We start from the raw sequence: 15982 nt of genomic DNA, 5'->3' as shown, positions 1-15982 counted from the left end.
ATGGGTACTTATAAACCTTCGGTAGCGCAACAATTAGGGGAACTCTCAGAAAAATTTCAGGAAATAGGGCAGCCACTAGAACATCAACTTGAAGGGCTGGTACATGCAAAACCTATCAATTACTGGGATTATATTCAAACTGATGCCCTACTAAACCTTCAGGTGCAGCGTACTATTTTGCCAGATGAGATGGTTTTTATAATGTACCATCAGATCAATGAGCTCCTTTTTAAAATGATTTTGTGGGAACTGCAGCAAATTGCAGATGTAGAAGTACTAAAAACTGCCTTTTTTACCTCAAAATTGGGTAGAATTAGTCGGTATTTTGACATGTTAACGGCTTCTTTTACGATCATGGGAGAAGGTATGGACATGGAGCAATATTTGAAATTCCGGCGTACCTTGAGTCCGGCAAGTGGATTTCAAAGTGCGCAGTACAGGCAGATTGAATTTGCGAGCACAGAACTCATCAACCTTATAGATAATCGCTTCCGTAAAGATTTTTCTGAAAAGTTTGCCAGGGAACAGCGATGGGAGGATGTGTTTTACGACGAAGCATTTGAGCACCTGTACTGGCAAGCGGCCGGGAAAGATTTTTCTACAGGAAAAAAAACCTACACATTACAGGAATTTGAGCAAAAATATAAAGGGTCTTTGCTGCGTTATATAAAAACATTTAAAAATGTAAATTTGTATTCTAAGTTCAGGACGCTGCCCCAGGAAGCGCAACAGGATCCCCAACTGCAAGCGGCCATGCGGCATTATGATCATACCGTTAACATAAAGTGGGTCATGGCGCATTATGGAGCGGCACGCCACTATCTAAGTCAGGGCAAAAAGCCGCTCGAAGCAACCGGAGGTAGTGAATGGACAAAATACATGCACCCCAAATATCAAAAACGCGTCTTTTTCCCCAGTTTGTGGAGCGCGGAAGAACTTGAAAACTGGGGCAAAGAAGTCTAACCAAATAAGCATTTAAAAGACCAACGCATTGAAGCATTTTTTTTACATTGTTTTGCTTTCTTCCATCCTGTTATATTCCTGTGAGGAGAAAGCCAAGCCAAAACCTAAAAAGGAACTTGCAACAGTTTCAGAACCAGAAATTGTAAAAGAATATGGGTTTACCGTAGATGATTATACAATTCTGCGAGATACGGTACGCCCCGGTGACAGCTTCGGCAAAATCCTTTTTGATAACGGTATAGATTATGCCGAAATCCAGCAAATAACAGATAGTACAAAAGAGGTTTTTGATACGCGCCGCATACGTCTTGGCGCACCTTACACACTTTTCAAAGCTAAAGATTCCATTAACAAAGCCCAGGCTTTTGTTTACGAGGAGAATGCCATAGATTATGTGGTGATAAATTTTAATGATTCCATATCTGCCAAAAAAGAAAAAAAACCGGTCACACTGGTTGAAAAAACGGTTTATGGCGAGATATCAAACAATCTTTCTACCACGTTTGACGATCTGGGCCTAAGCGTAAACCTGGTCTATAAAATGTCTGATATTTACGCTTGGACCATAGACTTTTTCCACCTGCAACCCGGTGATCGTTTTAAGCTAATCTATACAGAGAAATTTATAAACGATACGATACCTGCCGGTTATGGCGAGATCAAGGCTTCGTGGTTTGAGTACAGCGGGAATCCCATTTATGCATTTCGCTTTAAAAATGATTCGATCAAGAACCTTACGGATTATTACGATGAAGAAGCTAACAATCTTAGAAGGGCATTTTTAAAAGGTCCACTTTCCTTTAGCCGTATATCCTCACGCTACAACCTTAAACGTCGTATCGCTTTTTACGGAAACCGTATACGCCCACATAAAGGCACCGACTTTGCCGGTGCGGTGGGAACGCCCATTATGGCTACGGCAGACGGTACGGTGATCAATTCAGAATACCGCGGCGGAAATGGCAATTATGTCAAAATTAGGCATAATTCAACCTACGATACCCAGTATTTGCACATGAGCAAGCGTAAGGCAAAGGTGGGCGATTACGTAAGGCAAGGGGATGTCATAGGCTATGTGGGAATGACTGGAAACACCTCTGGGCCGCATGTTTGCTACCGCTTTTGGAAAAACGGAAAACAGGTTGACCCGTTTAAGGTAGATCTCCCCACGGCAGAACCGCTTGCAGATTCCTTGCGAACACCTTTTTATAATCATATTGCACCGCTCAAAGAAGAGCTGGATGCAATTCACTTTGAAGAAACCCTTTAATTATGAACAAAATAAACCCAACTAAAACTGAATCCTGGAAAAAGCTTTTGGGGCATTACGATGCCATAAAAGACACCCAGATGAAAAAACTATTCCAGGAAGGGGACCGCGCAGCGGAATTTACCTTGAAATGGAAAGATTTTTATGTGGATTATAGCAAAAACCGAATCACTGCAGAAACCATGCAGCACTTACGTGATTTTGCAAAAGAAATGAAGTTAGGGGAAGCGCTAGATGCTTATTTTGGCGGTGAGGTTATCAATGAAACTGAAGGTCGAGCAGTAATGCACACAGCTTTGCGCGCGCCAGCAGATGCAAAGATTACTGTAGATGGAGAAAATATCGTTGATGAAATCAATGAAACAAAGCAAAAAATCAAAAACTTTTCTGAAACAATAATAAGTGGTAGCCACAAGGGTTTTACCGGTAAGGCGATCACAGATGTTGTGAATATTGGTATTGGTGGTTCAGATTTAGGTCCAGACATGGTGACCGAAGCGCTTGCCTACTATAAGAATCACCTCAACATTCATTTTATTTCGAATGTAGATGGCGATCATGTGCATGAAAACCTTCAAAAGCTCAATCCAGAAACCACACTTTTTGTAGTAGTTTCCAAGAGTTTTACAACCCAGGAGACCCTTTCTAATGCAAACACGGCACGCAATTGGTTCATCAGGAAAAATGCACAGCCCGGTGAAGACCGTCAGAAAGATGTCGCAAAGCATTTTGTTGCGGTATCCACAAATTTGGAAGCAGTTAAAGAATTTGGAATTGCCGAAGAAAATATCTTCACAATGTGGGACTGGGTTGGAGGCCGTTTCTCGATCTGGAGTGCGGTAGGTTTGACCATTGCTATCTCTGTGGGATACAATAATTTTGAATCTTTCCTCAAAGGTGCGCATGCAATGGATGAGCATTTCAAGAACAGTGACTTTGATAAAAATATCCCGGTCACACTGGCTTTATTGACCGTTTGGTACAACAATTTTTTCAAAGCTGAAAGTGAGGCTATTATTCCTTACACGCAATATTTACACCGTTTACCTGCTTATTTACAGCAAGCCACAATGGAAAGTAATGGTAAGAGCGTAGATCAAAACGGTGATCCTGTAGATTATCAGACGGGAACCATTATTTGGGGAGAGCCAGGGACTAATTCGCAACATGCGTTTTTCCAGTTGATTCACCAGGGAACAAAAATTATTCCTACAGACTTTATTGGTTATAAAGAATCGCTTCACGGCGATCAGGACCACCATAACAAGTTAATGGCTAATTATCTTGCCCAGACCGAAGCGCTGATGACCGGTAAAACCGAAGTAGAAGTGCGCAAAGAATTAAAAGATACTGGAATGGCCGGTACGGAAATAGACAAGCTTGCGCCATTCAAGGTATTTGAAGGGAATAAGCCTACAAACTCCATCTTGATCAATAAATTGACTCCGGAAAGTTTTGGAGCATTGATAGCTATGTATGAAAGCAAGATTTTCGTTGAAGGAATGCTGTGGAATATATTCAGTTTTGATCAGTGGGGCGTGGAATTAGGAAAGCAACTTGCCAAGAATGTTTTAAAAGATATTAATGGGGATGATATTGCGAAACATGATAGTTCAACAACTGCACTTATTAACTATTTTAAAGGGTAAAAAACTTTAAGAAAAACGTTGTATAAATTATAAACAGCCTATAGTCAATAGATTATAGGCTGTTTATAATTTATACAAATAGGTGATAATTTTCTCTTTCTTAACATTCTCTTAATATTAATACTGATAGATAATCCCAATTTTGCGTTAAACTAATTACTAAATAAATACCTATGAAAAAAATTACTAGTTTAATGGTTCTTGCTTGTCTCTTGATGAGCTTTATGGCCATTGCGCAGGGTAAGATTACCGGTACCGTAGTTGATGATCAGCGCATGCCACTTCCGGGTGTGAATGTGATTGTTAACGGTACAACAAATGGTACTACGACAAACTTTGATGGTGAATACACACTTAACGTTGCTCAATCTAATGGAACAATAAGAGTTTCTTATGTAGGTTTCAAAAGTCAGGAGATTGAATTTCAAGTTACTTCAAATCAAACAGTAGATTTAGGGACGACTACACTTTCAGCTGATGCCGATGCACTTGATGAGGTTGTTGTAACTGGTGTTGTTGATATCGCCAAGGATAGAAAAACCCCCGTTGCAGTTTCAACCATACGCGCTGCTGAAATACAGGAAAAATTAGGAGCTCAGGAATTTCCGGAGATCCTTAACAATACACCTTCTATTTATGCAACTAAGCAAGGTGGTGGTTTTGGTGACGCGAGAATCAATATACGAGGTTTTGACACTCGAAATTCAGCTGTAATGATCAACGGTATCCCCGTTAATGATATGGAGAATGGTTCGGTTTACTGGAGTAACTGGGCAGGTTTATCAGATGTTGCTTCAGCCATACAGGTACAACGTGGTCTTGGTTCATCAAAACTTACTGTTTCTTCTGTTGGTGGTACCATAAATGTAGTTACACGTTCTGCAGATCGTGAAGAAGGTGGTTTTGCCAGTTCTTCCGTAGGAAATAACGACTATTTAAAAACAGTTGCTTCTTATAATACGGGACTTAGCGAAAGCGGCTGGTCAGGTTCATTCCTTTTTAGTAGGACTGCAGGTACAGGTTATGTGGATGGGACATCTTTTGAAGGCTACAATTATTATATAGGCGTAGGTTTTAGACCAAATGCTACCCACGATTTCAACTTTATGGTAACCGGTGCTCCACAACAGCATAACCAGCGAAGCTTTGCGCCTTCTATTGCAGATTATATTCGGTATGGCAATGGCGTAGATCCAAGAATAAAATACAATAGTGATTATGGATTAAGAAATGGAAAAGAATTCACTTTTGGTGGGAACTTCTATCACAAACCTATTGCTTCTTTGTCCTGGGACTGGAAAATTTCTGACAAGTCAAAACTTAATACTTCAGCGTACGCTTCATTAGGTAGAGGGGGTTCCATAGGCTCTATAGGTCGAATTGATGGTGGACAATCATTTCAATTGGAAAAAGTAAATAACGGTCTTGTACCTATTGATGGTATTTTCGCCTTTAACTCTGGTCAGGGCCTCGGCTTAAATCGAGAAGGTTATAATGGTGGCGACGGTGCTTATCAGGGAGCTTTTGTAAATGGTAACAGTTACCCATCTCCCAATGATAACGTGGAAGATGGCGACCATATTTACGGTGCTCAAAATGGTATATCTCAGCGTTCATCAGTAAACTCACATAACTGGTTTGGATTAATATCCAATTTTGAGACTATGATTGGTGAGAGACTTACCCTTGACTTTGGTATCGATTTAAGGCAATATACAGGTTTTCACTATAGAAGACTGGTAGATCTTATGGGTGCAGATGTATATGTGGATAATGATAATGTAAATGACCCATACCGTTTTTTAACTAAAACGTATGCTCCTACCATAAGTAACAGTTTAAATGTTTTCAAGAGTATAGATGATGAAGAAAAGATAGATTATTACAGTGAAGGCAAAGTTGGCTGGTATGGTTTCTTTACTCAGGCAGAATATGATCTTAACGATGTAACTCTTTTTGTTCAGGGATCTTTATCAAATCAAGGTTTTCAACGCATTGACGAATTTCTTTATCTTGATAGTAACCCAATTCAGGAAACAGATGTTGAAAACAGACTTGGGGGTAACATTAAAGGTGGTATAAATTGGAATATAGATGAAAAGCACAATGTATTTGCCAATGGAGGATATTATTCTAAGCAGCCATTGTTTGATGCTGTTTATCCTAATAACCAAAACATTTTAAATGTTGATTTAGAAAATGAAGAAGTTATAGGGACTGAAATAGGTTATGGATTTCGTACAAATGGATTCAGGGCAAATCTAAATGCCTACCGTACAAGCTGGGCAAATCGTTACGAAACAACAAATACCGCTAATGAAGAAGGTATTACAGGTAGTGCGAACGTACGCGATATTACTCAGGTACATTACGGCGTAGAGCTAGATTTTACTGCAAGACCTACAGATCGTTTAGGTATAAATGGAATGCTTTCTGTAGGGGATTGGGAATATAAGAATGATGTTACCGCATTTTTCTTAGATAATAGTAGCCAGCCATTACTAGATGCTAATGGAAACCAGGTTACTGAGATATTGCCCTTAAATGGTGTTAAGGTAGGCGACGCAGCTCAACTTACTGCTGCTATAGGTGCAGATTATAGAATCTATAAAACCTTATCAGTAGATGCAAATTATCGTTTTGCTGATAACTTGTACGCAGCTTATGACGCTACTGATGTTACAGAGCAAGGTGCACTTAAATTGCCTTCTTTTGGTCTTCTGGATGCTGGGCTATCTTTCAATCTACCTTTCTTAGATAAGAACATGAGCTTTCGTTTTAACATGAATAATATTCTTGATAAAACATATATTTCAGAATCTGATACTAATGTTTTTGCTGATGCAGGTGACCCTACGTATGATGGTATCTCTACCAGCAACCGTGTATATTTCGGATTTGGAAGAACATGGAATGCTAGTTTCCGTTTTAACTTCTAAATAATCAACACAAAATAAATTTTTTACTCAAAACCCTTCTCTAAACGGAAGGGTTTTTTGCTTTTAAAAAAAGTATCTTTGAATTTCATTAAAAATGTATTCTATGTATCCATATGTACAATTTGTGCACTCGTACTGGGCGTATCTTGTTTTAATCATGCTAATAGTCACCACCGTAAATAGCGTGGTAAGTTTTTTTGGCGATAAGCAATACGGTGCCCGTGATATGCGTCTGGCGCTTTTTACGCTTATTGTTACCCATATTCAATTATTGATAGGTATCGTGCTTTATTTTGTGTCTCCGCTGGGTGCTAAAGCTATAGCTTCAGAAGGTATGGCCGCTGCGATGAAAGATCCCGCCATACGCTTGTATGTGGTAGAACATCCCATTGGTATGATCCTGGCCGTTGTTTTTGTGACCGTAGGGTATAGCCGCCATAAAAGAAAATTGACCTCCAGGCCAAAATTTAAGCAACTTGCAATTTTTTATACCCTGGCGCTTTTAGCCGTACTAGCTATGATCCCGTGGGCTAATTGGTTTTAAATGATTGAAAACCTTTAGAAATTTGACTAAATAATACTGTATTCTTTAGATTTCTGAGTCTTTTATTTAAGAAACCCAATTAGCACTTTCCAACTATGAAGCCTAAAAATTACGTCAAAAGAGCATTCCTTCAGCAAGGGCTGATCGGTAAATCAGTCACGGAAACCGATAGGGTTGTTAGTTTGATTAATAGATTAAGGCCAAAGGCGATTGAAAAAGGCATGGTTAGGCTGGGGCCGCAACGAGATGGCGGCTATGTGCTGCCAGACGATTTAGAGTATATTGAAGCATGCTTTTCCCCAGGGGTAGAGCAAATGAGCCAATTTGAAGAAGACTGCCTGAAACATGACATCAAGATATTCCTGGCGGATGCCTCCGTAGAAAAACCGACTTTTAAAGAAGGTGAGACACGTTTCAATTTTCTGAAAAAACATATAGGCACCTACAATAGCGAGCATCTGATCACGATGGATAGCTGGGTTGACGGGGCTGGCCTTAAAGAAGATTCTGATTTGTTATTGCAGATGGATATAGAATATGCCGAATATCCTGCATTATTGACCATCTCAGATAAATTGATGCGGCGTTTTAGGATACTGGTGATCGAGTTTCACGGACTGGAAAAATTCTGGGATCCAGACTTTTTTAGGATTTCTGAAAGCGTTTTTGACAAACTCCTGTATACGCACTCCTGTGTGCATATTCATCCCAATAACTACAAACGCGTGGTGAGCCGCAACGGTGTGGATATCCCGAAAGCTGCCGAATTTACGTTTCTGCGCAACGATAGGGATGATTTTAAAGATTATCAGCGTGAATTTCCACATGCACTTGATTTTGATAATTGCATTACCGAAAAACCCGTTAAATTGCCCGAAAACTGGTATAAATAGGCTGAAAAATAGCTTAAATGAACAAAAATTGCTGGATTTTGCTTCCGTAGTTAATTATTTAAATAAGAAAGTCCCACAAATTCAACTGATTTGTGGGACTTTTTTGTTCTGTTAAGAATCTAACCGAATCTTATTTATTCATCCATTCTTCGATTTCTTCCACTTCCAGTGGGATATCTGCCATAAGATTTATGGGTTCGCCCGTTTCCTGAATCACGACATCATCTTCCAGCCGGATGCCAAAACCTTCTTTGGGAAGGTAAATTCCGGGTTCTACGGTAAATACATTATTGGCTTGCATAGGTTCGTGCAGTAAACCATAATCATGCGTGTCAAGGCCTATATGGTGCGACGTGCCGTGCATAAAGTATTTCTTGTATGCTGGTGAATCTTTATCCTCATTTTGAACATCGGCTTTATCGAGTAACCCAAGACCTATCAATTCCGAAGTCATCAATTTACCCACTTCTTCGTGATAAGGTTCCCAAAGCGTTCCCGGGACCAGCATTTTTGTTGCTTCCTTTTTCACTCGTAAAACGGCATTATATACGTCTTTTTGTCTTTCGGTAAACCTCCCCGAAATAGGTATTGTACGGGTCATATCACTACTATAATTGCCGTATTCTGCTCCTACATCCAGCAGCATGAGTTCGCCATCTTTACATTGCGAATTGTTGACCACATAATGTAACACGTTTGCATTATTCCCGGAAGCAACGATGGGCGTGTAGGCAAAGCCACGGGAGCGGTTGCGCAGGAATTCGTGCATAAATTCCGCTTCAATCTCATATTCCCATACGCCAGGTTTTGTGAACTGCAACACACGCTTAAAACCTTTTTCTGTGATTTTACAGGCTTGCTGCATAATATCAAGTTCTATCTGGTCTTTGACCGAGCGCAGACGCTGTAAGATAGGGTTGCTTTTTGCAACGCTATGGGCGGGATATTCCTTCTTGAGCCAGGTGTTGAAACGATCTTCGCGGGTTTCGGTTTCCACATTGGCGCGGTAATGTTCATTGGTATTTATATAAACCGTACTTGCCTGTGACATGATCTCGTCAAAGACTTTTTTAAAATCTTTGAGCCAGTATACCGTTTTGATCCCACTGGTTTCCAGTGCTTTTTCCTTGGTCAGTTTTTCACCTTCCCAGACCGCGATATGTTCATTGGTTTCGGTTAAAAAAAGGATCTCGCGGTGCTTTTCTTTAGGGGCATCGGGAAAAAGTATAAGTCTACTTTCTTCCTGATCTACACCGCTCAGGTAAAAAATGTCCCGGTTTTGCTGAAAGGGCATCGTACTGTCTGCCCCAATGGGATAAACGTCATTGCTGTTAAAAACGGCCAGGCTGTTGGGCTGCATGGCTTTAGCAAAGTTTTTACGGTTTTTGATGAATAATTGGTTGTCTATAAGATCGTATTTCATAATAAGAATGTCTTTTTTCAAAAGTACAAAGAAGCCAACTCTTACCGCGGTTAAGCCACATAAAATGGAGCTTGCAAACGCTAAAAGTATAGGAATCCCTAAAGATTTGATGAAGCTTATCTTTCCGGAAAAAGCCCGAATTTATCTTAAAACTTCCCTGTTTTATGCCCCTTTTATCTCATTAATTAGGGCAAAAGCCTGATTTACATGTTGCATTTCAAGAAAGAGCGTAAAATAATTTGATGTGGAAAGTACTTCAAAAATCGGGATGCCTTCATACGCGAGAAGTTTGAAGATATAGAAATAAAGTCCCACGGTTTTTGAGTTATCTACCGGAAGTTCAATGCTTATGGAGGACAGGTCTGACTTTATGGTAACACAGGTTTCCTTGTCAAAACAGGTTTTGACAACTTCAGTAAGATCATTTGAAACTAAAATATTGCTTTCGTGAAAGGTGCTCGAATACGTGAAATAAGCCTTGGGAATATCTTTTACCTGGTCCAGAAGTTTTGCCTGGCTTTCTAAAATAGTACTGCTATTTAGAAAAGTAAAATCTGTAATTCCAGAACGCACCACAATATCGCCCAGATCACGCACTTGTTTTTCATTGATGCGCTTTTGTGGATAATAACGTCTAAGCGCCATGATAATCGAGCCGTTATTCACCGGTTTTCCCAGCATTTTTTCAATCCGTGGTTGATAATCCTCGGCCAGGGCAGAGTAGTTGATAATTTTTCGAGCAAGGGCATCTTCTACAAAGGGTTGATGTTTTATAAGCTGTTCTACACAGGAGGCAATGGTCTTCAATGTTATATATTTAACAATTTGTGCAAATTTATATATTTATGTTGAATAATTAGCTTTATTGAATCGTAGTCTTTAATTATGCTCTAAAATAAAAGTACCCATGGATGTTTTAAAATTTGGTGGAACCTCAGTTGGCAGCGCCGCTACGATCAGACAGGTTGTTGAAATTATCAGCGACAGTTCAAACCCTAAAATAGTCGTGCTTTCTGCCATGTCTGGCGTGACCAATTTATTAGTAGGCTTGCACCAGGCGGCAATCATTCAGGATCACGATGCCATTGAAAAAATAATGGAAGCCCTGACGCAAAAGCACCACCAGGCGATTGATGAACTTTTTGTAGATTCTGGAAGGAACAATATACTCGAGACAATAAATGCAGATCTCGAGGCTATTTATGCCATTACCCAGTCTCCGCTAAAACGTACCAGCTATTCCGAGTTGGTCACTTACGGCGAGACACTTTTAACCCGTATTTTTTCAGAATACCTTACGCAGCAGGGCCAGCAAAATATACTTCTTGACGCAAAGACTTTTATGCACGTGGGCACCACAGAAAACCCAGACATTGCCCGCGTTTCTGAACGTATCGATACGCAGCTTAAACAGTTTGTGCACAACACACTATTTATTACCCAGGGATTTGTATGTCTTGACGAAGAGGGGAATATCAGCACTTTAAAACGTGGTGGCAGCGACTTTAGCGCGACTATAATTGGCGCTGCAATCAACGCAGATGCGGTACAAATATGGACAGATATTGATGGCCTGCACAACAACGATCCCCGCTATGTGGAAGAGACGCGGCCCATTGAGCATTTAACATACAATGAGGCGGCAGAGCTTGCTTATTTTGGCGCAAAAATCCTGCATCCACAGACTGTGGCACCGGTTATAGACCGCGACATTCCGGTTTGGCTCAAAAATACCTTCGATCCACAGGCACCAGGGACAAAAATTTCAAATGAACACCACAATCAAGGCCTTAAGGCAATCTCTGCAAAAGACGGGATAACCGCAATAAAAATTCGCTCTAACCGAATGCTGGGCGCGCATGGTTTCCTAAAGACAATCTTTGAGATCTTTGACCGTCATAAGACGTCAATTGATATGATTACAACCTCTGAGGTCGCCATATCGCTTACCATAGACGATGATAAAAATTTAAAGGCAATCGTCACTGAACTTTCGGTTATAGCTGAACTTACGGTTGAGCAGGAACATAGTATTATTTGCATCGTGGGAGAAAACCTAATTGCAGATCATGAATCATATAAAGCGTTTGGATTGCTCAATAACCTGCCGGTGCGTATGATTTCTTACGGCGGAAGCAACAATAACATCTCGCTGCTCGTGCCCAGTAAAGATAAAATCGCTGCGCTGCAGTTCCTCAATGCCCAGCTGTTTAAACTTCAGGGAGCAGAGGCTTAAAATTTTAATTAGTGTTCAATAAGGGGAATGTAGTCGCAACAGACTAACTGTATTAGCCTCTCTTTATTTAAGTCCGAAAGATTCATGCTTTCGGACTTTTTTTATAAATCCACCTGAAACGTGTATCCCAGAAGTTTGTCAACTTTTACCGAATCCACTTTTTTATAGCTTTCCCCTCCAGATTCACTGGCATATTGAGGTGGTTTTAACCCCATTTCAGTCGCTTTCTCGGCATAATAGTCGGCTTTTGAAGGATGTTGTGGATTTACCGCATTGATAACCTGACCATAAACATTCTTATAAATCACCGCAAGTAAGATGCCTATGCAATCTGTGCGGTGAATAAGGTTTACCGGCGCGCTGCCATTGCTAAGATCTGTACGGCCGGCCAGGTACTTAACGGGGTTTCGGCTGCCGCCAAAAAGTCCACCAAAGCGGACTACCGTTGTTTTTATTTCGGCTGAATTACAAAAAAGCTGTTCTACTTCCTGCAATTGTTTTGCTTTGACCGTTTCCGGTTTTGGCATAACGGTATCGTCTACATCGCCCTGATTGTCATCGTAAACGCCGGTGCTGCTTATCAAAATTACCTTTTCTACGGCAGCGCTCTCCACCGCTTTCAGCAATTGCAGCATACGCAGTGCATGGTTGTGCCCTGTATTGTTACGAAGTCCTGGTGGGATGAGTATAATAAGTATTTCGATACCTTTTAAAAAACCTGTGGGATCGCCGGTGATCTGGTCTTCGCCTATTTCCATCAGGTACGCGTCAATGCCATTTTGCTGTAGTTTTTGCTGCTTGTCTTTTGTGGTGGTAGAACCTTTGACGTTATGACCTAAATTTTGTAGCGTACGGGAAAGCGGGATACCCAGCCAACCCATACCGGCAATGGCAATATTACTCATTGGAAACGGCTTTTTCGGGATTATAGAGAGTTATGGTCTGCTTGGTCACAATTGCATCTGTGTTTACAAAAGGCATGGGCATACTATTTTCAGGTCGCGAAGGTACATTGAAGAGATCGTTTTGCAACAGATCATAGCTCAAATCATAAAGGGTGAACTTAAGTGGTGCATTTTCGGGAAGCTCAAGTTCAACATCTAGTGGTTCACGGTCTGCCACGCGATAGCTTAGCAAATAATCACTTTTGCGATCATTGAACAAAAACGGTTGTCCTGCCTGAAGTTCAACTTCCTGCCCATTAAAAGAAAGTTCCTGAAATGGTGTTCCGGTAGGGCTAAGCAAAATCATGTCATTTACTTCCCGTTGTGGATATACTAAAAAGTGCACATGGCGCACACCATCTTCCACAAAATTGGTAGATACATAAATACTGGATTGCGCGACAGGTTTGCGAGGAGCTTCGGCGGCAAAGGTGAAATTGGTATTGTATTTTCCGGCGCCAGCCGCTTGTATAAGATTTGACGCTTCCTGCATATCATCACCCAGTACGTATTTAATCCAGGCATCAGGATACTTGTTATATGTCGCCCACACCGCTTTTTTAGTATCTACGTCATACACATAATTTAAACTTGTGGGGAAAGGTTGCTCAGAAGAAAAAGAGGAATTGAAGTGCGCGCTCACAAAAGCAATTACCGAAATAAGCAGGAAAAACAGTGAAATACGGACTTTTAATACCGAAAAATGACCGATTACAGGCAATAAAAGCCCGAAAAGCAATACCGTAAACAACGCGCTCGCCGGAACCATTTTCAGGCCTAAACCAAGCGGAAATTGCTGTATAAAACCTGAAACGATAAAAATAGCAGGAGCGCAAAGTAAACAGAGCCAGAACAGATTTAGTTTATCAAATTTTAAAAGCAAGAATACCGCAAACAATGCAAAATACACGGGAACAACAAAAAAGGAAGCCCCTGGGAGGTAAATTGCACAAAGCGTAGCAATTACTAACCATAAAAAAATAGGCGCTATGCTTAAGTCGGCAGCCTGCACAGGTCTGTGAAACTTATAATATATAAAGAAGGTTATAGAAAGGCTCAACGCCACAAAAGCGGTGAGATAATGATAACCATTATAGGGAAAACCCTGTAAAATATCAGCAAATTCCGGGTAAGCAAGCATAATTAGTACGTAGCCTAAATACGTCAAACCAGCACTTGCTATCAATGAAAGTAATAGCGGTGCAAACCCAAAGAATATACTTTTCACACTCAGTTTTCGTATGGAAATACCATACAGGACGAGAATTATAAAACCAGCGACCGCAAGGATCAGCATGGGCCATATCCAGCTGAAGGGGTAATACATCATTTTTATGATGGGTACGTTGAGGTATACATAATCTACATCGCTTTTAAGATCAAGGTCTGCATCTGCAAAATAGGCGAGCAGCGGCATAAGGTATTGCCCTTGTTGTTGAAGGGAACTGCGATCCAGCCTATCGTAGGTGTCCATTGCAGTATGGTAGTCAAAATGATCACTGAGAAAAGCAAAGAAAAAACCGTCTATATCAGCGAATTCACGCATTACGGTAGAATCTGTATCGTTTGGCAGGATTTTATAAATGCTGTACGCCAGGCTGTTCGCATATGGATTTTCAGGGTTTGCTTTTGCGAAAGCCTTGATCAGCTTGCTGTTGCCACCATTGGTCTCCACGATCATATTAGAAGGGCCACCGCTTCCGCGGGCTTCAAAATTGAGCGCTACGCCCACATCTTTTGCCCAGGGATGTTCTTTTGCAAATACAGAAGCGCCGTTGAGGCCCAACTCTTCCGCATCTGTAAAAAGGATAATGATGTCATTTTTTGGTTTTTTCCCAGTTGCAAGAAAGGCGCGAATACTTTCAAGTACGGTAACTACCCCGCTGCCCGCATCGCTAGCGCCATACGAAGCCGTATGCGGAGCACTGTCATAATGGGAAAAGACGAGGAGTGCTTTGCCATCACCGGTCCCTTTTATGCGCGCCATAATATTCTGAGCCTTGCTGAGCGCGCCCCAGCCCGGTTTATAGGCAAAAGCTTCCTGGGTTTGTGTTTCAAGTCCCATATCCTGCAAAACTTTTACGATATAATCCTGCACTTCCTGATGCGCCGGCGTTCCCACCGAATGTGGTTTTTCTGAAATGACCTTGAGATGCTGTAATGCACGATCTATTGAAAACTCATCTTCCGGAATTTCCCCGTACGAAACGAATTGCGGTTTAAAGGTGAAAAACGTGAAATACACCAGACCGCACAGCAATAAAAAAGAAAGAAGGGAAGCGTAATTTTTCGGCATTTTTGGGAGATTTTGATCCTAAAAAGATAAAAAAAGGAGTGTAAAAGACTCTTTTTATATGGAATAAAAGTGATGGATTTATTTATAATTTAATCTGCCGCTCAATCTGCTGGTTGAGGGATATAAATGTTTCGGTACGGGAAACTCCTTCAATGGCCTGTATTTTCTTGTTCAGCAAATGCATAAGATGCTCATTGTTTTTACATAAGATCTTTATGAATACAGACCAGTTACCGGTCGTGTAATGACATTCCAATACTTCGGGGATTTCTTCAAGTTGTTTTACCGCACGTGGATTGCTCATGGCGCGGTCAAGATAGATACCTACAAACGCGGTCGTGGTATAACCCAGGACTTTTGCATCAATAATAAAACGGGAACCACTTATAAGCTTGGAAGCTTCTAACTTACGAAGTCGCTGATGAATGGCTGCTCCAGAAATACCTACTTTGCGTGCAATTTCAAGAATAGGGGTACGTGCATCTTCCATGAGTTCGCGTAGGATGATCTTGTCTATCCCATCTATATTTATCGCTTCGTTTACAATTTTCATCTTCTTTCTATCCTTTTAACGGGTTTTTTCAAACGTACTTTTAGCCTTGGGCCACTTTTTGGTTTTTTTATTGGTTTTGGGCGTTTCCCTGCGGGACGGGCTTTACGTTTCAATCTTTTTGCTCGTGCCTCACAAAAAGGCTTCCTCCCGGTAGGGGCCAAAAGAGCTACTGCAATCCCTAACGCGGAATCTGTAGCAGCCTGATTATTTGACTTTCTTATTGGTTTTGGGCGTTTCCCTGCGGGACGGGCTTTACGTTTCAATCTTTTTGC

12 protein-coding genes are annotated in these 15982 nt (G+C 41.0%); 7 read left to right on the top strand and 5 right to left on the bottom strand.

Translation table 11 applies throughout. The features are described 5' to 3' along the window. The 6 genes from P162_RS07590 to P162_RS07565 all read left to right on the top strand — a co-directional run bounded on the left by P162_RS07590 (position 1) and on the right by P162_RS07565 (position 8258). Positions 1-963 carry a tryptophan 2,3-dioxygenase family protein gene (locus P162_RS07590; RefSeq protein WP_031426679.1) on the top strand — a complete coding sequence of 321 codons (963 nt, stop codon included), beginning with the start codon at positions 1-3 and terminating at the stop codon, positions 961-963. A gap of 28 nt (positions 964-991) precedes the next feature. Next, positions 992-2233: a M23 family metallopeptidase gene (locus P162_RS07585; protein WP_031426678.1), complete on the top strand. Its 1242-nt coding sequence runs from the start codon at positions 992-994 to the stop codon at positions 2231-2233. Next, positions 2233-3882: a glucose-6-phosphate isomerase gene (pgi, locus tag P162_RS07580; RefSeq protein ID WP_031426677.1), complete on the top strand. Its 1650-nt coding sequence runs from the start codon at positions 2233-2235 to the stop codon at positions 3880-3882. Before P162_RS07585 ends, pgi begins: the two co-directional genes overlap by 1 nt. A 173-nt stretch (positions 3883-4055) precedes the next feature. Beyond that, positions 4056-6821 carry a TonB-dependent receptor gene (locus P162_RS07575; protein ID WP_031426676.1) on the top strand — a complete coding sequence of 922 codons (2766 nt, stop codon included), beginning with the start codon at positions 4056-4058 and terminating at the stop codon, positions 6819-6821. Between the two features lie 103 nt (positions 6822-6924). Next, a complete protein-coding gene (locus tag P162_RS07570) occupies positions 6925-7365 on the top strand; it encodes a hypothetical protein (protein WP_031426675.1) in 441 nt (146 codons plus the stop codon). A gap of 95 nt (positions 7366-7460) precedes the next feature. Then, a complete protein-coding gene (locus tag P162_RS07565) occupies positions 7461-8258 on the top strand; it encodes an FkbM family methyltransferase (protein WP_051907820.1) in 798 nt (265 codons plus the stop codon). 130 nt (positions 8259-8388) lie between these two features. Here P162_RS07565 and P162_RS07560 read toward each other — a convergent pair whose 3' ends face one another. Beyond that, positions 8389-9681, bottom strand: coding sequence for an aminopeptidase P family protein (locus P162_RS07560; RefSeq protein ID WP_031426673.1), 1293 nt, complete (start codon positions 9679-9681; stop codon positions 8389-8391). A gap of 162 nt (positions 9682-9843) precedes the next feature. Then, on the bottom strand, positions 9844-10488 hold the full coding sequence (locus tag P162_RS07555) for a hypothetical protein (RefSeq protein ID WP_031426672.1): 645 nt from the start codon (positions 10486-10488) through the stop codon (positions 9844-9846). A gap of 100 nt (positions 10489-10588) precedes the next feature. Between P162_RS07555 and P162_RS07550 the strand changes: the two genes are divergently transcribed. Beyond that, positions 10589-11917, top strand: coding sequence for an aspartate kinase (locus P162_RS07550; protein ID WP_031426671.1), 1329 nt, complete (start codon positions 10589-10591; stop codon positions 11915-11917). Positions 11918-12018: 101 nt separating this feature from the next. Here the strand turns inward: P162_RS07550 and P162_RS07545 are convergent, their stop codons facing one another. The 3 genes from P162_RS07545 to P162_RS07535 form a co-directional block, all read right to left on the bottom strand. Next, positions 12019-12822 (bottom strand): NAD(P)H-binding protein, encoded by an 804-nt coding sequence (locus P162_RS07545; RefSeq protein ID WP_031426670.1) that lies wholly within the window; start codon positions 12820-12822, stop codon positions 12019-12021. Further along, a complete protein-coding gene (locus P162_RS07540; protein ID WP_031426669.1) occupies positions 12815-15157 on the bottom strand; it encodes a M20/M25/M40 family metallo-hydrolase in 2343 nt (780 codons plus the stop codon). Before P162_RS07540 ends, P162_RS07545 begins: the two co-directional genes overlap by 8 nt. An 82-nt stretch (positions 15158-15239) precedes the next feature. Beyond that, the gene (locus tag P162_RS07535) at positions 15240-15710 is read right to left on the bottom strand and encodes an Lrp/AsnC ligand binding domain-containing protein (protein WP_031426668.1); all 471 of its coding nucleotides are present in this window, start codon (positions 15708-15710) and stop codon (positions 15240-15242) included. Positions 15711-15982: the final 272 nt, after the last annotated feature.

It is taken from the genome of Flavimarina sp. Hel_I_48 (assembly GCF_000733945.1).
In the GTDB taxonomy this organism is placed as follows: Bacteria; Bacteroidota; Bacteroidia; order Flavobacteriales; family Flavobacteriaceae; genus Leeuwenhoekiella.
Note: the sequence above shows the minus strand (reverse complement) of the source record. Positions and strands in the feature narration are given on the sequence as shown.